The sequence below is a fragment of the Vibrio sp. Y2-5 genome (assembly GCF_014596725.1).
Classification (GTDB): domain Bacteria; phylum Pseudomonadota; class Gammaproteobacteria; order Enterobacterales; family Vibrionaceae; genus Vibrio.
In genome coordinates this window covers 660,877-680,465 of record NZ_JACVEG010000002.1, presented here as the reverse complement: position 1 = coordinate 680,465, position 19,589 = coordinate 660,877, and the positions used below count along the sequence as shown (strand labels likewise).

At 40.9% G+C, this 19,589-nt stretch carries 13 protein-coding genes; 2 read left to right on the top strand and 11 right to left on the bottom strand.

The features are described 5' to 3' along the window. Positions 1-13 precede the first annotated feature (13 nt). Complete coding sequence (locus HUO09_RS08165; protein WP_167411594.1) at positions 14-1,240, bottom strand: anaerobic sulfatase maturase; 1,227 nt, start codon at positions 1,238-1,240, stop codon at positions 14-16. A 141-nt stretch (positions 1,241-1,381) separates the two neighbouring features. Between HUO09_RS08165 and HUO09_RS08160 the strand changes: the two genes are divergently transcribed. Continuing rightward, positions 1,382-2,296 (top strand): LysR family transcriptional regulator, encoded by a 915-nt coding sequence (locus tag HUO09_RS08160; protein WP_167411593.1) that lies wholly within the window; start codon positions 1,382-1,384, stop codon positions 2,294-2,296. 306 nt (positions 2,297-2,602) lie between these two features. Here the strand turns inward: HUO09_RS08160 and HUO09_RS08155 are convergent, their stop codons facing one another. Next, positions 2,603-3,691: a Gfo/Idh/MocA family oxidoreductase gene (locus tag HUO09_RS08155; RefSeq protein WP_373563686.1), complete on the bottom strand. Its 1,089-nt coding sequence runs from the start codon at positions 3,689-3,691 to the stop codon at positions 2,603-2,605. A gap of 594 nt (positions 3,692-4,285) precedes the next feature. Between HUO09_RS08155 and ileS the strand changes: the two genes are divergently transcribed. Further along, the gene (ileS, locus tag HUO09_RS08150) at positions 4,286-7,432 is read left to right on the top strand and encodes an isoleucine--tRNA ligase (protein ID WP_188233619.1); all 3,147 of its coding nucleotides are present in this window, start codon (positions 4,286-4,288) and stop codon (positions 7,430-7,432) included. Positions 7,433-7,678: 246 nt separating this feature from the next. Here ileS and HUO09_RS08145 read toward each other — a convergent pair whose 3' ends face one another. The 9 genes from HUO09_RS08145 to HUO09_RS08105 all read right to left on the bottom strand — a co-directional run bounded on the left by HUO09_RS08145 (position 7,679) and on the right by HUO09_RS08105 (position 19,541). Beyond that, positions 7,679-8,992, bottom strand: a complete 1,314-nt coding sequence (locus HUO09_RS08145) for an anaerobic sulfatase maturase (RefSeq protein WP_188233618.1) — start codon at positions 8,990-8,992, stop codon at positions 7,679-7,681. A gap of 13 nt (positions 8,993-9,005) precedes the next feature. After that, positions 9,006-9,329 carry a DUF202 domain-containing protein gene (locus tag HUO09_RS22580; protein WP_188233617.1) on the bottom strand — a complete coding sequence of 108 codons (324 nt, stop codon included), beginning with the start codon at positions 9,327-9,329 and terminating at the stop codon, positions 9,006-9,008. Positions 9,330-9,334: 5 nt separating this feature from the next. Beyond that, positions 9,335-9,679, bottom strand: coding sequence for a YidH family protein (locus HUO09_RS08135; protein ID WP_188233616.1), 345 nt, complete (start codon positions 9,677-9,679; stop codon positions 9,335-9,337). Positions 9,680-9,681: 2 nt separating this feature from the next. Beyond that, positions 9,682-10,530 (bottom strand): MurR/RpiR family transcriptional regulator, encoded by an 849-nt coding sequence (locus HUO09_RS08130; RefSeq protein WP_188233615.1) that lies wholly within the window; start codon positions 10,528-10,530, stop codon positions 9,682-9,684. A 57-nt stretch (positions 10,531-10,587) separates the two neighbouring features. Further along, positions 10,588-11,430, bottom strand: a complete 843-nt coding sequence (locus HUO09_RS08125; protein WP_188233614.1) for a hypothetical protein — start codon at positions 11,428-11,430, stop codon at positions 10,588-10,590. After that, complete coding sequence (locus HUO09_RS08120) at positions 11,430-13,193, bottom strand: sulfatase (protein WP_188233613.1); 1,764 nt, start codon at positions 13,191-13,193, stop codon at positions 11,430-11,432. The genes HUO09_RS08125 and HUO09_RS08120 overlap by 1 nt, the downstream gene beginning before the upstream one ends. A gap of 57 nt (positions 13,194-13,250) precedes the next feature. Beyond that, on the bottom strand, positions 13,251-14,810 hold the full coding sequence (locus HUO09_RS08115) for a PTS transporter subunit EIIC (protein WP_188233612.1): 1,560 nt from the start codon (positions 14,808-14,810) through the stop codon (positions 13,251-13,253). Between the two features lie 639 nt (positions 14,811-15,449). Next, positions 15,450-17,369 (bottom strand): UvrD-helicase domain-containing protein, encoded by a 1,920-nt coding sequence (locus HUO09_RS08110; protein ID WP_188233611.1) that lies wholly within the window; start codon positions 17,367-17,369, stop codon positions 15,450-15,452. A 9-nt stretch (positions 17,370-17,378) separates the two neighbouring features. After that, positions 17,379-19,541 (bottom strand): ATP-dependent endonuclease, encoded by a 2,163-nt coding sequence (locus HUO09_RS08105; RefSeq protein WP_188233610.1) that lies wholly within the window; start codon positions 19,539-19,541, stop codon positions 17,379-17,381. Between the last annotated feature and the right edge of the window lie 48 nt (positions 19,542-19,589).

Sequence of the window (19,589 nt, the reverse complement as noted above, 5' to 3'; positions counted from 1 at the left end):
TATTTTCTACCTTCTACTTTGACGTTGTTAGGATTAATGGGCCATCTAGTGCTTGCATGACGTAACTCGCTGGATAACCGTTTGCGAGTAGTGTTGTCATAGCCTGCAAATACTTGTGTATTGAATTGAAGAAGAAGTAATAACCTTCACAAAGTACGTTTTCATACTCTCCAGTATCGGACAGATAACGGTGTTTTGGGCATCCACCATTACAAAGTTGCAAAAATTGACAATTTTTACATCGCTGAGACAAACGAGATTCTTTGTTAAATACGTTTTTATTGTCATCTCTAATCTCTTTGAGATCTGTTGTGACGACATTTCCGATTTTGGATTCTGGGTAGGCTACATGATCACAGAAGTAAACATCACCGTTCGCTTCAACAGCGTATGACGATCCACAGTTTTTCGCATGAATACAATTAGGGGATGGATTACCAATGTGTTGGGTCAATGCTTGCTCAAAATTAGCAATGAAGACTTTACCGACGTCTTTAGCAATCCAAAGATTAAAAATATCAACCAGAAACTGACCGTACGCTTTTGCATCAACCGCCCAAGAAACCGGGTTATATCTATTCTCATCCAGCTTAGCGGTTGAAAAAATCAAGTTGCTTCCAAAATGCTGCCCACGCGACTGCTCAACGTCTGTGGGAACCGACTCCACCAGCGGTGAAAATTGAATGTGCTTAACTTTATGCTTACGAAAAAATGCGTAAATCGCCTCTGCATGCTGACAATATTCTTTGCTTACACATGCCAGCACATTGAACTCAACATTCATTTTTTGGAGTAGCTTCAAAGCTTTCATTATTTCATCGAAGGCGCTTTTGCCTTGTTTCGTTCGGTATTTACCTTGAAGCCACTCCGGACCATCAAGACTTAATCCAACAAGGAAGTTGTTTTCTCTGAAGAATCGACACCATTTTTCATCTAATCTTGAACCATTAGTTTGAAGGGTATTTTTAATAATTTTATCGCCAGCGTATTTTCGTTGGAACTCGACAGCCTTCTCGAAGAAGCCAAGCCCCGCTAACGTAGGCTCTCCACCATGCCATGCAAATTCAACTTCTGGCGTACTCTGGCTACTAATATAATTTTTAACATAAGCCTCAAGGGTATCTAGGCTCATCGATTTGTGTGAGTTGAGAAGAGATTCTTTTTCTAAATAGAAACAATATTGACAGTCATAGTTACATTTTGAACCAACAACTTTTACCGTCGTATGTAAGCCTTTCATAAATATGCCGATTGTCTGAACATGGTCAGTTTAGCTTAGCTCATATTCATTTGGTTGCAATGGTTAACTTTGATACACGCAACTTATCACTTTTGATACTATATCCAAGTAACCTCAAGATGCAGCATTCAGGGCTTTTTAATGAAATTTAACTATAACTTGTTAAAACCACTCTCATTATTGTTGGAGACTCGGAGCATTAGTGATACCGCAAAGCAAATGTCGACAAGCTCTTCTGCCATTAGCCGAACATTGAGGAACCTAAGAGAGATCTTTGAAGATGAATTGCTTACTCGTAAGAATGGCAAAATGGAATTAACGCCTAAAGCAATGTCTCTGCGCGCAAAAGTAAACAACATTGTGAATGAAATAAATAGTTTATCTGAAGAACTCGCATTTGATCCATCAACAGCGGAGTTGAAACTATCCATAGCTATGAATGGTTATATTGCTCATTGGTTAGCGCCAGCAATTATCCAATACCTAGCGGAACATGCTCCTAATATCGAATTAGCTATTGAAGACTGGAACGAGTTAACGCCTGAACGTATCAATAATCAGTTGATTCACTGTGGCATCCATTACTTTCCACTAGATTTGAATAAAAACCTGGTTCAAAGAAAAATGGGGAGAGACATGTCCGTGATGGTTTGTAGGAAAGATCACCCCATCATTAATCAGCCAGTAACAATGAAAACGATAGCCTCTTACCCTCTCGCCATTCATCTGCAAAAACACTGGAATGAACGTCAGGATCAACTTTCAAAATTATTGTTAAATAATGGAATAGATTTTCAAGTAAAATTAAAAACAACTCATGTCAATGTCATTATTAATACTTTGGAATCAACCGACCTACTGTTCCCTTGTTCGATTTATTTAGCCAATCAACTCAGCGACAAGCTAACCTATGTTAGTTCCGATGATGAAGCATTTATGACGTTGCAAAATAAGGAGTTCGCGTTTATCTATGATAAAACACACAGAAATGACCCAGTAATGACTTGGTTTCACAATGTCATTTCGAAAATAATGAGGGATATGCCTCAACACTAAATATCCAACAACTATACACGTTCCTTACTTAAGGTTTGCGCTGTTCATTCGGTTGCAAGCTAATACTTGGCTTTGCACCTTATTAGCGACTAAAACTAAGCCTGACTGAAATCCAAAATGTATACATAGAAAATATCGTAAACGAAATGGGGCAGTTTCTGTTTAGCCGACAGTCCGTAGCACGAAGCTGGATAAGCCCGTCTTTCTGACATTAAGAATGCAGCGTTTCTATTTTGATTGATATCGCTAAGCGAAATCAAAGCTCTTTACGTTTGGCTCGGTGGTTGCACGGTAACGCAGATAGAGCTAATGAACACCACGCAAGCTCTGTTGCAGCAACAAGAGGCTTTCCACTTCTTCTAGTCGGCGTTGTGTGATGACCTTGAACGAATCACCTGCGAAATCCTGATTTAAAACAACATATCTCACACAATGCAGATACAAAGCTCCTTTCTGTCGCCACTGAAGACTTTGCTGCTGGTTAAGCAATATGACGACATCATCATCACCACTGCGATCCAAACTGATCACACGTCCATCATTGAGATAAAGGTTAAAGCCTTTTTGACCGCCTAAAGGTCCCGCATACTTATTGAGTTCTAAGCTAATTGGGATAGAACCGCAAAAACCGGATAAAATCGCATGACCTTCCGCAGTGGTCACATCACCAACAGCAATGGGTTGGCTTAGCCGATCTTCAGCCAAATCGACTTGTAGGCTAAGTGGTGCATCCGTCACACCCAATCCTGCTAGCAGCTCCCTTATCATGGCAAGAACGTGTGTACCGATGTCTAAAATCACACCGTCTGGATGCTGAAACTGGCGTCTATCTATTTCTCCAGTGGCAAAATTAAGTGCGACTGGCTCACCTTGGTCGTTAAAGCCACTTTGCTCCAGTAAAAAAGCTTCTACTTTCGTAATTTGAGCCACATTTATCGGTTGTATCGAGTCATCAATAGGCTGCGATGGCCGCCAATTCAGCGTCGAATTATCACAATTATCTAAGCCAGAGGTGAAAAGACGCTGTACCCCATCACGGCACATCCAATGATCTAATGCTAGTAGACGCCGTGCGCGCTTAGGGCAATTAAGCAAAAGCTTGAGTTCTGCCACTTGTGCTAAACTTGCCACGAGAGGCTTCTCCACTAAGATACGGGGACACTGACACTCAGACAGACAGGTTTTGATCATGTCTAAATGAAGTTCAGGTGGGGTTAATATCAGCACGGTGTCTAATGACTGTGCTAACAGATCTTCCAAATTCGCACAGTGAATCATGCCTTTGAATTGACGCGCTGGATCAGAGTCAAATCCATATAAGGTCAAATCAGAAGGTTGTAACTGCTGAAGTGCCGGATAATAAGCAACCTCAAAAATACCCCCTAAACCTATCACGCCCACTTTCATCCTTCCCCCTAAATATTGTTCGGTAAAATGCCAATAGAAGATATTTCCAAAATCTAGGGTCGATAATGTCTCTTGTGGCAAAAATACGTTGGCTCGTCTGTGTAAGAAGCTCTTACACTACTGGGCATTTCAGTTTGTTAACAAGCTGCAGGATCGACTGGTTGGTCATTTGATTACAACCAGAATAGTTAAACTACAGATCAAACTCTATCAGATTAAATTACTTTCTAGTTTTTTGCGCAAACTCAGACAGAGGCACATATGAGTCAGATCAGCCTGACTCGAAGGTGGACAGAAACCGAGTTACAAACTAAAACACAATCTGACTGTTCGGATCACCTCTGGTATTGCAAACCATGCGCTAAACAGACATGAATGTGGCCCCATTCACTTCTCCACTGATTGACAAACAAAGCGGTAAGTGCAACTCTGTATTTATGAATATGAAGCCTAACTTCCAACGAATTATTATCATCATTTCTCAAGAAATGGTGGGATAGTTAGTGCAACTAAATTTTAAGACCCGCCTAAGAGGCGGGTTTTTTGTACTTACCTCTTAGGCTCTTAAGTTAAGAGGTAAATATGAGTTCTAAACAAAAACAGGCATCTCCATCAACAAGTTTTTCTTTTGTGGATGCTGAACATGACATGTTGCAATTCTGGGAAACGCACAGCGTATTCCAGGCATCTCTGGAGCAGTCAAAAGATAAACCTAAGTTCGTATTTTACGATGGTCCTCCTTTTGCTACAGGGTTACCCCACCACGGCCATTTAGTTGCTTCCACTATCAAAGACATCATCCCTCGCTATCAAACCATGCTTGGACATTACGTTGAAAGGCGATTTGGCTGGGATTGTCATGGTCTTCCTATCGAGCATGAGATAGACAAATCATTGGGGATGTCGGCTAAGGAAGCGGTAGAGAAGTTTGGTATCGCTAAATATAACGACGAATGCCGTGGTATCGTTCAACGGTATACACAGGAGTGGGAGAAAACAATAACCCGCCTAGGCCGTTGGGTAGATTTCGATAATGACTATCGAACTCTGGAACCCTGGTATATGGAATCCGTATGGTGGGTGTTTAAGCAGCTGTGGGATCAAGGTTTGGTTTATCAGGGGGAAAAGGTTGTCGCCTACTCAACAGAACTCGAAACCGTGTTATCAAACTTTGAGGCAACATCGAACTACAAAGATGTGCAAGACCCCGCAATTTCGGTACTGTTTAAACTAGAAGACGAAGATGGTTATCTCGCAGCATGGACGACAACACCTTGGACCTTACCTTCAAATCTTGCTCTCTGCGTAAATCCTGACTTTGATTACGTTAAGGTATTCGACCAGTCCGTAGGTAAAAAGTTTTGGATTGCTAAAGAGTTATTAGAGCGTTTTTCTAAAGGACATTCAGTCGAAGTGCTCTCTACCACTAAGGGTTCAGATCTTGCGGGTAAATCCTATACGCCTATCTTTCCTTACTTTGTACAGCACAAAGCTAAAGGTGCGTTTAAAGTCCTCGCGGATACTTTTGTATCGCAGGAAAGTGGTACCGGTATTGTCCATATCGCCCCCGCTTTTGGTGAGGAAGATCAACGAGTATGCCGTGAAAACGGTGTCGAGGCTAGTGTATGTCCACTGGATAGCCGAGGTCGCTTTACTGGGGAAGTGAGTGATTTTGCCAACATTTATGTGAAAGATGCTGATAAATCGATAATTCAGGCCATTAACGAACGAGGGCTGTTGTATCGGCATGACACGTTAATGCACAGTTATCCCTTTTGCCCTCGCTCTGATACGCCAATCATCTATCGAACGGTGCCTTCATGGTATATCGGTGTAACCCAACTGAGAGGCAAACTGGTTGAAAACAACCACCAGATCAAATGGGTGCCAGAACATATCCAGCAGGGTCGAATGGGCAAATGGCTGGAAAATGCGATTGATTGGGCGGTTTCAAGAAATCGATACTGGGGGACGCCACTGCCTATCTGGATAAATGATGTTACAGAAAAACCATACTGTGTCGGATCTATCGAAGAGCTGACGTCTTTAACCGGGGCTCAAATTGAAGACTTGCATAGGGATCATATCGACCATTTAACTTTTACTTTAGCCGGAGAGGATGGTGTGTATCGTAGGATATCGGAAGTCTTTGATTGTTGGTTTGAGTCAGGCTCAATGCCCTATGCGCAGGTTCATTATCCATTCGAGAACAAGCAAGAGTTTGAAGCAAGTTTTCCTGCATCGTTTATCGCTGAAGGGGTAGATCAGACTCGAGGATGGTTCTACACCTTACAAGTGTTGAGCGAGTGCCTGTTCGGAAAACCCGCTTTCACCAATGTCATTGTTAACGGCATTGTGATGGCGGAAGACGGTAAGAAAATGTCTAAACGGCTAAAAAACTACACAGCTCCCGATATCCTAATGGAACAGTACGGTGCCGATGCGTTGCGATTGTACCTGATCAATTCTGGTCTGGTAAAAGCCGAGGAACAGAAATTTTCTGATAAAGGCGTTCAGGAAATGGTGAGACAGGTACTGCTCCCTTGGTATAACGGATTTAAGTTCTTTAAAACCTATGCTGATATCGACGGATGGAAAGTCGAAGGCTCCGCGCCGAGAAACAACGTACTTGATCAGTGGATTGTTTCTCGTTTGGAAAGTTTGAAAGAAAGAGTGAACGCTGAAATGCAGGCGTACCATTTGTATGAAGTGGTACCACCTTTGTTTGAGTTTTTGGAAGATTTAACCAACTGGTATATTCGCCTGAACCGTTCGCGTTACTGGCAACCTGAAATGAATAAGGACAAGGAGAGCGCTTACGCCACCCTTTATTATTGTCTAGACACGTTTACGACGTTAATGGCGCCGTTTGCCCCTTTCTTGTCGGAGTTCATTTATCAACAGCTTAAGGAGTATGACGAGAATGCTCAGCGGCCATTGTCGGTGCATTTGCGTCGTTATCCTCAAACAATCGAGGAGCTCAGGGTGCCCAATCTCGAGACAAGTGTTCAGAGTTTTCAACATTTGATCATCATGGGCCGACAAATGAGAAATGATATTAAAGTAAAGCTAAAAACACCTTTGAGCCAGGCAACGGTGCTGCACCGAGATAAAACAGTGCTGGATGACATTCGACGTTTGTCTGATTACATAAAAGCGGAGCTTAACTTTAAGTCCTTAAGTTTTAGTACAGAGGAAGGAAAATTTATCGACCTTTACGCGAAGGCAAACTTTCCAGTACTGGGAAAACGTCTGGGTAAGCAAATGAAACACTATGCCAATCTGATTGCTAAGCTTGCACCGACTGATATTGATCAACTTCAGCAAGTTGGGTTTCTGGAAATTGATGGACAACGTTTTTCAGAAGAAGACATTGTCATCTACAGAAAGGCGAAGGAGGAGGTAAACGCGGTTTCTAACCGTTATATCTCAATGGAGTTTGAACCTAACCTCACAGAAGAGTTAGTTGCAGAAGGGATGATTCGAGAAGTTGTGAGCCGTATTCAGAAACTGAGAAAGTCCTCCGGTTTTGGTGTGACGGATAAGATTTCGGTGTCTATGAACACATCAGATCACGTAAGAAATTGGATAGAAAAGTACTTAAGATACTTGCAGGCAGAGACTTTAGCTACACATGTGGATTTTCAGTTACCTACAAATACAGGTGAACAGTACTTTCTTGAGATGGGAGCAGTCAGTATTTCAGTCGCAAAAATCAAAGTTGACTAGCGTCTACAACCGGAAAAGTGTGGCGTTTACAATAACGCCACCTTTCAATGAATCGATAGAGAGTTTCGGGGTAGAACTAGGGAAAGGTTCTGTATAAGCACCCAAAGTACAGATTAGATTAATTTGGTCTACTGCTGTACTGGCTAGGTGGTCAGTTCGTTGGGGCTCATTTCTGTGTTACACGCCCCATCAGCAAACCTCTGGACAAAACTTACTTAGATGTGTTTTCAATATTTTTGGTTCAACTCACAGCAACCCATTCCCACAGCATTTTTTGTATTTTTTACCACTGCGACATGGACAAGGACTGTTACGCTCGACCTTTTGTACCAGACGTTCTGAATTAGAATCCTGAAGACTTTTTAAAATCATTATATCGTTTACTGGGTGGCGATTAAAAATCAACTCTCGGATTTGCCCCATAGTCTCAGTAACATGACGAAAATAATGCTTATATCCTTGGCAGAAGTAATTATGTTGAGGAAAACCAGATGGGGAAACATTAAATCGATGCTTTGGACACCCACCATTACAGGCGAACAGAAACTCACAATTTTTGCAATCTGGCGTTAGTAATGATTTCTTATCCAAACCAAATTCAATAGCTTGAACGCTATTATTCATTTCATCTATTGATATGTCGTGGATGTTTCCCAGTTTATGCTCGGGATACACAAAATGGTCACAATTGTATAAATCGCCATTCGCCTCCAACGCAAACGCGTGTCCGCAAGTCTCGGAAAAAATACAAATACCAGGTTGTTCGCCACACCAAGAAGAGATCGTATTATCAAAAGTTTGAACGAAAACTTTACCAACATCCTTTTTCACCCACTCATCAAAAATGGTGGTTAAGAATCGCCCATATTTTAGTGGCAAAACCGACCAGGAAGTCACGCGAGCTTCTTTGACTTCCGGAGATACAAAACTTAATCCATCTTCAGAAACGCCTTCCATTTCACGCTCAACTAGCGGAATGAATTGCATATAGGTAGAACCCATCCGTTTTAAAAACTGGTACACCTCCAGAGCACAATCTGCGTTCGCATCACTGACTACAGTCAAAGTAGTAAAATCTACTTTGTGTTTTTGCAATAGCTCTGCGGCTGCCAGAACCTTATCAAAGGAGCCTCTTTGTGCACGGTTCAGCCTGTAATGATCATGGAGAGTCTTTGGACCATCAATAGATAAACCAATTAAAAACTGATGTTCAGCAAAGAACTCACACCATTCATCATTTAGCAAAATACCGTTTGTCTGAAATGAATGAGTGATCCTTTTTCCAGCACTATATTTATTACAAAGCTCAATGACTTTCTTATAAAAGCCAATACCCATTAATGTTGGTTCACCACCTTGCCAAACGAATTGAACCTCTGCTCCATGTTGTGCTTCGATATACTGTTTTACGTAAAGATCTAACGTCTCTTCAGTCATCTTCCACTGGCTTTGGTCTGGATATAATTTTTCTTTTTCCAGATAAAAACAGTAACTGCAGTCCAAATTACACTTGGAGCTACTTGGCTTACTCATAACATGGCATTGATTAACGGTTTGCATTAGTACCTCAAACTTAATTCGATAATAAGCGTAAGCAGATCGTGACTGCATAAAATAATGCCGCAAATACTAAGACCCCACTAAGACATCTCTTTTGAATAATAAAAGGTCCATATACTAGTGATGGTATTCCTTTAATATTCCGGCTTAAATCTATTGTGGTGAATAGGCTGAGCAATATTGAACTAGAAAGCAGTAAGGCGGCGGTAATTACGAGTATAGAGTTGGACGACAGTAAGCCAATACGCCCGATCGCAGCAACAATAACTATCATTGATAGCAACGTTCGCCACCATGACAGTAGCGTTCGTTCGTATTGCAAGCCAGGCTTTTCCATAATCACTAACCCACGACAATGAATAACATTAAGATTAGGGAAATTAAGCCAAAAATGACACTGACTACTTTCATTATCCATGGGTAATCAAGGGGTAGTTCACTACGCATCGCTCGTTCATTATGAGCCCATCTTGAATACGCCCACCCAGCAATAACCGCCGAAAAACCACACAAGATAACGGATAATGCAATCCTTAACTCGGGTGTCGCTATATCTAATGACAATTGGTCAATGGCAATGGCGCCAGCTAAGATAGCAATCGCAGTACGAATCCAGGCAAGATAGGTTCTCTCATTGGCTAATGAGAAACGATAATCTGGGTCAATACCATTTTTCTTCCAACTCATAATTAATTAATCTTACTCCTGATATTAATTTTGGAAAACTTAACGTTTTCAAAACAATGTTTTAGTGCTTCAGTATATAAAATATCAAGTAGATACATTTGAGAAATACGTGTACCTATTGAATCCCCTTGGTAAAGCTCGCCCTGCGAACTATTTTGGATAACGATATGGGCAAGTTTACCAATAGTAGAGTTACTACTTTGCGTAATAGCGACAATAGTAGCGCCGTTCTGCTGAACTGTTTCTGCCGCTTTTACTAGATCTTCACTTTCTCCGGAGTGAGAGATCACAACAACCAAGTCATCAGGTTTGGTGTACTGAATTTTGTAATACATTGTATGCTTTTCATTAAAGCTATTTGCGTCAAAGCCAATACGGTTGAACTTATAACCAGCTTCAATAGCAGATAAACCAGAACCACCAAGCCCAATAAAGAACAAACGATTCGCTTTTTCTATTGCAACAACCGCTTTTTGTAAGGCTTCGGTTGCCAATAAAGCTTTTGTATCGCGAACGCTATAGTTAATGATTGATTCCACTTTATCTATAGTGCTCTCTAAGTCATCTTCTACATAAATATCCGGAGAAATAGCCTGTTTCTCTCCCTGAGTAGACATTATTAATTCTTTGTGTAACTGATCTTTAAACTCTTGATAACCCAATGAACTGTATTTCTGACAAAAACGAATAACAGAAGCATCACTTACACCGGTTGATGAAGAAAACTCACGAGCCGACGCCCTGACAAAATAGCTTGGATTTTCTATGATTTTGTCCACAATAAGAGACTCGGCTTTAGTCATTGAAAATCGAGCATTTTTTAGTTGCAGTAATAAAGGAGATGGAGGCATAAATAAATATCATTAAGTTACAATGCGACTATCCTACCACAACAAATGTAGCGTTTACTACATCACCTTAATTTGACTCATCGTAGTGAAATTTTCTCCGAATTCGAGCCTTACAACACCGGGTTTGTCGCTCAATGATAAAACGTCATCATCTGATGGTGAGGTAATACCAAAGCAAGGTTCGATGCAAATAAATTCGCTACCAGGATTTTTCCAGACTACAACATAAGGTACGTCTGGCAGTGCTATACCTAATTTTCTTGTTCCATCTTTAAGAGTTATTTGCTGAGACTTAGTGTTGCGCATATAAATAGCACCACGGGAAAAATCTACTTTTGATAATGGAAGAGATGTACTCATGTCTATCTGAGGTTGGGATGAAAAGTCAACAAACCCTTGATTTCCATAACAATAACTTTTGGGTGAATCTTCAAATATCAAATCCAAATCATCGCTGGCTGAAAATGCGGGATGAAAACCAAGCGAAAATATCAGTTCATTTTCCTTATAATTAGCAACACTAAAAGAGACATTAACCGTCTTTTCTTCCAAATGGTAAGTAACTGATAAATCAAATGAATACGGATAATTGAACAGACTTTGTTCACTATCCTGTAAACCTAAAGTCAAACTATGTGGACACGAATCGCGTAATTCAAACAGTGAACTACGCGCAAATCCATGTCTGGGCAATTCATAGGTTTGACCTTTTGCTTTATATTGCCCCTTAGGGAGGTTACCAACGATTGGAAACAGAATGGGAGCTCGACCTTGCCACTCTTCCCCTTGCCACAAGAGTTCCTCAGCTCGAGTTTTAGACCAGATAGACACGATCTCAGCACCTAGCTGACTAATATTTACACGTAAATACTCATTTTCTATGCAGTAAGTCGTTGACATTAATCATATCTCATCGCTAGATTTAACTGATAGATCGCCTTTTTAAGCGACTCACCCTGATACAAAATTCTCGCCAGACCGTAAACACATTCTGGTGTGATTTGTTCATTTTCATTCACTAACGCTAATAAGTTTGCCTTATCCTTCTCCGGGCTACCCGTAATGTGCCCTAGGACTTCTAAACCTTCAGCAACGCAATGATGACTCAAAGTATAATTCTGATAAGCAGATAATTGGTATCGTTCAAATTGCGCTTTTTCCTCACGAACGGTGTAAGGCGTAATACTTTCTAATGCATAGCGTTTATACAACTCCTCAGGAGCCTCATTCTCAGTCAACATGAGCTTGATCTTCTCAAGTAACAATAACTCTATCTCATCGTTATCTAAGGGATTCACTTGATAAGGGTCTAAATTAATATCAAATAGCTTGTCACCAAATCGATAGGAATTGGTGTAGTTAACCGTAGTTGGGACCTTTAGTACCGGCGTATAGTCTGTAAAAGCGAACCCTTCACTCAAACTTGCCCCTTTTAATTGTTCAGTCGTAAATCGACTGTCAATCGCGGTCGGCATCAAAGTGTACTCATACTGAGTATTTTTGCGTTCTTTGGGAGAACGCATATAGACATATTGACCATCAGTAATATTAAGGTGAGCTCCATAATAACCATATAATGCATGTGATCGAATTGGCTGGTTATTACGTAAAGCAGTATAAAAAGAACGGCCATGCATATGTGGGGGAACTTCATGACCAAAGAAATCCAGTAAAGTAGCAGGGATATCAATTAACTGACCTAAGAAGTCCGTTTTCGTACCTTGCAACTTCAGACGTGGATCCCAATAGAAAAATGGTGTGTGTGCTACTTCTTCGTACAAAGGCATGATGTTTTTACCCCACCAATCGTGCTCTCCCAACAAGAAGCCGTGATCAGTGCATACCATTAGCATGGTATCGTCCCAAAGATTGTGCTCATCAAAGACATCCAAGACTTTACCAAGGTAGTCATCACACATTGTTAATAGTGCTTTGTAGAATTTTTTAATTAGTTTCTGTTTCTCTACAGAGTCAGTATTAGCGTTGTAGTACATCCAACCATTAAAGTCTGATTGAGTACATCCATACATCTGCAGATATTTTTCCGGTACAAAGAAAGGTTCATGAGGGTCAAAACACTCAAGCTGTAAGAACCAATTATCTTGATTCAAGTTGGTCCGAATAAAGGATAATCCCCCTTCTATTGTCCTACTAAGGGTATGCTCTAACTCGGTCTTCATATACTCACGGTTAATCATGTCCTGAGCTATGCGTTTCTTACGTCGTTCTACGACAACTTGTTGCTCCTGACCTTCCGCATCATAGGCAACATCCGGCTTTTCAACATGGCCTTTCCAAGCATCACCTTCCTGACCTCGAACAAACTCAAAAGTTGTATAACGAGTATGATAAGTTGCCCCACCGTCTCGCCAGTAATGCTTGTGGTCAGTAACTAAATGAGTGTGAATTTTATTTTTCGATAAATACTCAGGCATTGAGAAATCAAAAGGTTCGATAGGTCCCCAGCTACGGTGAAGAAAATTGTATCGGCCAGTATGCATATCTCTTCTTGCCGGCATACAGGGCATGCTACCAACGAAAAACTTATCAAATTGAACAGTTTTATTCGCTAAACGCTCAAAATTCGGTGTAATTGCATCACCACCATATGTTGATAGATGATGACGAGTTAACGTATCAAACATTAATACAACAGCTTTCATTTTTTACCCTTTCACATCTCAATGAAAAGGATGGCGCAATATGCACCATCCTTCTCGTTACGCGCCCTGAACCATATATTCATCAAGTTGGTTTTTAATTACTGTAACCTGCGGTCCAAAGATAACTTGAATGCCGTTATCTTGGATTACTGTCGCCAACGCGCCATAGGTTTTAAACTTATCATCCTGCACAAGGCTAACGTCTTTTACGTTGACACGTAGTCGTGTTGCACAACAATCCAAATCTAGAATGTTATCTTTACCACCAAATGCTTGAATAATACCTTTTAACTTTTCATCGCCACTCACTGAGCTATTGCCTTCAGGAGTTTCATCTTCTGCATCATCTCTGCGTCCTGGAGTATTAAGATCTTTCCATGTAATTAATGTTCTAAATACAAAGTAGTAGTATGCGAACATGAAGGCACCTACGGGGAACATCAATAGATAGTTGGTCTTATCATTGCCTTGCATAATGCCGAACAAAGTAAAGTCTATTGCGCCACCAGAGAATGTCATACCTACAGTAATATCAAGCATGTGACAAAGCATAAACGCCAGACCAACGCCTATAACATGGAATACATATAGCAGTGGTGCAGTGAAAAGGAAGATGAATTCTAATGGTTCAGTGATGCCTGTAATGAAAGAAGTTAATGCACCAGATAATAAAATACCTGCAACTTTCTTACGATTTTCAGGTTTAGCGCAATGGTACATAGCTAGGGCAGCACCAGGCATACCAAACATAAAGTCAGCAAATCGGCCTGACATGAATCGGGACACACCTTCAGTGTATTTAACCGTATTTGGATCCGCTAACTGAGCAAAGAAGATGTTCTGCGTGCCTTGAACCAATTCACCATTAACAACCGCTTCACCACCAACGCTCGTGAACCAAAATGGCATGTAAAAGATATGGTGAAGACCTAAAGGAAGCAATGTTTTAAGGATTGCGCCAAATGCAAAGGTACCCGCATAACCTGTAGTCTCAACTAACGCCCCTAAACCTGAAATTCCTTGCTGAAAAAATGGCCAAAAAAAGTATAAAAACACGCCTAGGAAAATAGATGCAAAAGAAGCGACAATGGGAACAAAACGTGAGCCGCTAAAAAATGCTAGCAAAGAATGCAGTTCAATTTTGTAATACTTACCATGAAGTACTGCTACTAATATACCGCATAAAATTCCGCCTAAAACTCCGGTTTGTAAAGTCTGAGTACCTAGCACTACAGCTTGCCCTGCTTCTTTTAGGTGGGATGCAGCTAGTGTCCCCGTAATACTTAGCATTGCATTTATTGTCACGTTCATGATCAAATATGCTAATACCGCGGCTAAACCAGCAGTTCCTTTATCTGATTTTGCTAGGCCAACCGCAACACCTACACAGAACAACAGTGACAAATTACCAAATACTATTGAACCTGCGCTTCTCATTAGTACAAACAGTGACTGAAGAAATTGGATATCCAATAATGGATACATTTCAATTGTATGTGGATTCGAAAATACACCGCCAATCCCTAGAAGGAGACCTGCGGCGGGCAGAACAGCAATAGGAAGCATAAATGCTTTCCCTAAGTTCTGCGCTTTTGAGAACAATTTTGAGTTTTTCATATAAGACCTTTTGCTTCGTTATGTTTTTCTTTTAATAATTTAACGCCACAAAGTAGCACTTGCTACATTTATAAATTAGAAAAGTGATCATTGCTACATTTTATTTTTATTAATTGTTCAATAGGCACGTATCTACCCCGATTAATTTCAATCATAGATGGGAAAAATGTTTTAATTAATTTTCTTTAAAAACAATGAATTAAAATCAATAGTTGATACAGAAAGTTGAACACCAAGCTCTCTCCGTTAACTTGTTAGAGGCAGCTAGAAGTTGAGTTGCGATAATAGTTCTCTTCGCTTATACACTACGCACCTTCCGTTTAACGCTACTGCGTCTGCCCAAACGGCTTAACCTCAAGGATGACAATATGATGGAAAATACATTCGTTTATGAAATGTAATGGTCATGCTTTGGACATTAGATCAATTTGGTCAAATAATGGCACAGTACAAGCTGGTATAAATTATTCTAAATACAGAAAGGAGCACTTCTGAGTTACGAAGTGCCAACTGTGAAGGTTCTGGACAGAAGTGAGCTAAGTTATTTGTGGTAGCTCACCAATATAAGATTAGTAAAAGTAAGTTAAAACCCTAGAAACAAAAACGCATGATTGGCTCCCATTCGCGAGACTTGTTTCCTTAAAGCTCAATAATCTCACCTTCTCGAGCAAATTTTCTTTCAAGAAGATTTGTCTTTAGTTTGTTTACATCGGAAGTGTATATCACATGGGCAAGACTACTTTTCGCTCGTGTAGATGTAACATAGAACAACCGTCGAGTGCGATCCAAACCAGTTTCTTCACCCGCATCCTGCTTTTTCTTGCTACTTTGAGAAAGTTCCTTTACGCCAAAATACTGCTCGTAGGAAAATAAGAACCCGCCGGCTTCATCATCATCCATGATAACCATAACACGATCGAATTCGTTACCCTTCACGCCTTGATGGGTGCGAAAGATTGAGTTCTCCTCAATGTATTCTTTATAGTTCCGAATTTGAAAGAAATCAGTCTCTAAGGCTTCAGCCCAAGCAGAAATCTCGCTGTCATCCCACTCTTCAGGTTCTACCTCCAGTATGGCTTCAGCTGGATCTAGCTTTGATTCAACCACGCGTTCTTCAGTGGTAGCTACAAAAGACTGCAATTTCGCCGGAATTCTTAGGAGGTTATGCTCAGCAAGCACTTCTAGAACTTCACGAAAGCTAACCTCAACATTTGAAATCACACTTCTAAACGCATGTTCTGCTGCTCGGGCAAGCGCTAGCGGATCATCCTTGTGAGAATCAAGCACACTGGCTTCCAAAAGTGGCGACTTCGTTTCCCTTAAGATAGACATTAATTCAGCTCGGTTTTTCTTCAAACTCGCCTCAGCAATAGGAAAAACAATGCCAGCAAAAAAATTCAGCTCTGTATTTTCACCTTCAGAAATCCGATCTTTAATTTTGCCTGATTTTGAAAGCTTGTCCCAAAGAGTATCAAAGCCAAGCCGACGACCAGCCATCTTATGTTCCAGAAGTAGGATAGCGGTTTCTTTTGATTGAATATCTATCCAGTCAGCATCCCCCGTAACTTCCGCCATAGTCTCACGAATTTCCAATTCGATGTCATCTTTATCTGAAACACCTTGCTTTAATAAGAAATATCGTACGTAACCTTCTGCTGCTCCTTCTTGGGCATACTGTTTCCGTTCATCACCTGCATTACGTATTTGATTGCCTAGCCCCACGATACGTCGTGCTGACCGATGGTTCATTTCCTTATTGAAAGTGATCCAATCGCTTGGCTTTGTGTTGCCTAGTTCAGGTTCACCCCCGCCAAAGATGCGCTGCATCGTATCTCCAAACAAGCCGATGACAACTTTATCCGATTTGGTATCTTGCAGCTCAAAAAATGCACTGACTACATCTTTGTTGGTATCCTGACTTTCGTCGAGAAATATAAAAGGGAACTTATTTACTATGACTTCAGCCATCATCGGCTTATTAATCAAAAAAGTTGAGAAAATTTTTAAGACATCTGCATGCGACAGCGAATTCGGGGAGGAGTTGACTCCATTTGGGTCGTAAATAAAAGATCGTGGCTCTGCTAGCCATTCCATTTTTTTAGTCAAACGAATGATATCTCTTTTTCGAGCATCAGAAGCCTTGCCTGGTCGACCTTTCCGTTCTTTTTCTTCAAGATCTTCTAAATCAGTGGGGATTTTTTCCAAGTACCACTTGCGAATATCCTCATTGAAACCAGCAATAGCGGACCAGCAAAAACTATGAATCGTCGAAACCGCAAAGATTGGGCTTTGTTCAATCCGATCTTTTATTTCATCGGCTGCGTTGTTCGTAAAGGTCACAACAGCAATTTGCTTTCCCTTAAGAATAAAGTCATCAGAATATTGAACTTTCAGGAATTCTAGAGCCTTTTTAAGGGAGTAGGTTTTGCCTGACCCCGCCCCTGCGAAGGTGATGAAGCTTTTCCCCGAACCAATACTTAGACACTCACGGATAGCTTCATCAACTTTATTATCATGATCGATAGGTTTGGTTCCAGCCAAGTAAAATTGCTCTGACATAATTTTCCCCTACGCTTTTGGTGACAGTTGATCTTGCAACCACGTAAGACCATCGCTCATATATTCTGGAGGATTGAAGCTATTCGCCTCATTATCCGCGAGATGAAAGAGGCAATTGAAGGCAAAGTCACCCTTCTTTAAGCCTTGCACATAGTCAAAAAGTGACTTCGACAACGGTTCCGTGCCATTTTCAAAATCAGTTTTCGCATCTTTGAGCTTTTTAATGTTCTGGAAATAATCATCCTCGAAATTCGCCAAAATTAACGCATCTTCAAAAGTTCGGGATAAAATCTTTTCTCCAGAAATCTGTGTTGGTTTTTGATAGGCAACATAAAGCGGTGCATCTCCACTTGTTGTAGCATGTTCCGCTTGAGGTAAGGTCACCAAGTCATCTAGCGCTTCTTTCTTTGGATGCCATTTCTTCAAGGTATCATTATTAGTTTTTTGAACTGACTTCTGTTGCGGGAAACAAGACTTCCCTTCACTATCAACAGAATCAAGATCTGTCAGCACTAGAGTTGCTAATCCAAGCTTCTCGACTAAATTTCTGTACTTGTGCGTGTGCGCACCGTTCACCTCAAGCATAGAGATGTACCGACTCGACAACTTCGGGAAACTCTTGGAAATAAATTCAGGCACAAGAAGGCGCTCAGCTTGGCCTTCAACAAAAATAACGCCATCGGCAAAGAAGATGTCACAATGAGTGAGCTTCAAGTGTTTTCTAACAAATAAAAGTTCATCTTTTGCCTTCGCAAAAAGTTCTGACATGTTTGCGATTGATGTATGATCCATTTTGATGGACTTATTCGCATCATTTCGTCGGAAGTAACGTAAATCTTTGAAATCAATATCGTTGATAATATGACTAGAGTGGGTACTAATCACGAGCTGTGTCTGGTATTCAGACTTATCTTTTTTGGTTGCCTTGTCGCGCAAATCGGGGTGGTTCCGCAAAGTATCATAAGCTTTCGATACAAACACTCGCTGAACTTGAGCGTGAAGATTAACTTCCGGCTCTTCGAGTAAAACTAAATGGATTGGTTCTATCTGATCCTCGACTTTATCCTCAGATGAAGCCGACTTTCCTACGCGCATCCATTTGTCACGAAACTCTAGAAGCCTAAAGGTCAGATATATAAGATTTTGGTAGCCAAGGCCTAAGTAGCTTTCGGGAAGAAACTCTTCTTCATTTGTATCAAAACGATATCGGACCGATGAGGATTTTTGTAAAGCATCCGTGCCGCTAATTTTCGCGGCAATTTCAACAGTAGGATTGCCGCCGATACCGGGATATCCCATGTTCTTCAGTTCTTCGAAGGGAGCATTGAACTGATCGTTCAACCTACTGGTAAACCCCTCTTCTAGGTTTTGCTGATGACCCAAGACCTCAAGATCTTCTGGCTCAGGAAAATCTTCGGGGTTCAAGATACGATCGTAATATCCTCGAAGTAGCTTATTGAGCCGCTGCTTTTCCGAATATGGTCCTTTTTGATCCGTTTTATCTTCATCACCTGAGCCGCGTTGCTCAGATTGCACATCGACTCTGATTAACTTTTTCAAAGCGTCAGATTTTAGGGGCTGCAAAACCTCTTTCGAAGTAGGCTCGACTCCCTTACTCAAAATGTAATGATTTTGCTTAATGAATTTACTGAGGTTACGACCTTTCTCCAAGAAATCACATAGATCTTTGGGCCACAAACTTACCTTACCTGTATATTTGGATACAACGCCTCTCATATCAACAAACTCACGACACAGTTTAGAAATATCGGTTGCTTCGTAAGTTATGCGAACAAATAACGCACCACCACGCCATTCCAGATCTGGTAGGATGTCACGAACCTTGTATGCCTCATTCACTTCCGCAGTGATCTCTATGTCTAAACTCGGCAGTAGACTGGTAAGAACATCCGATAATTCCTGCATTTTCTCGCTAGTAGGGAATTCTTGTTCGATTTGTTTGCCTAGCTTTTGGATTTCCTTCCAATTACGCTTCGATATATCTCGAACTTTTAGATTATCTGGGCTTTTCAGGAAGGTATGTAGCGCCCCTATACAGGATGTTTTTCCACTATTATTAGCTCCTACAAGGACAGTTGTTTTATCATCGAGCACCAAGTTGACGTCGGCTAGTCTTCGGTAGTTTTTCAAAGCGAAAGAGGATATTTTCATATAACAAAACCTAAAAACAGAGCAGGGGCTTTCAAAAACATAGTCCTG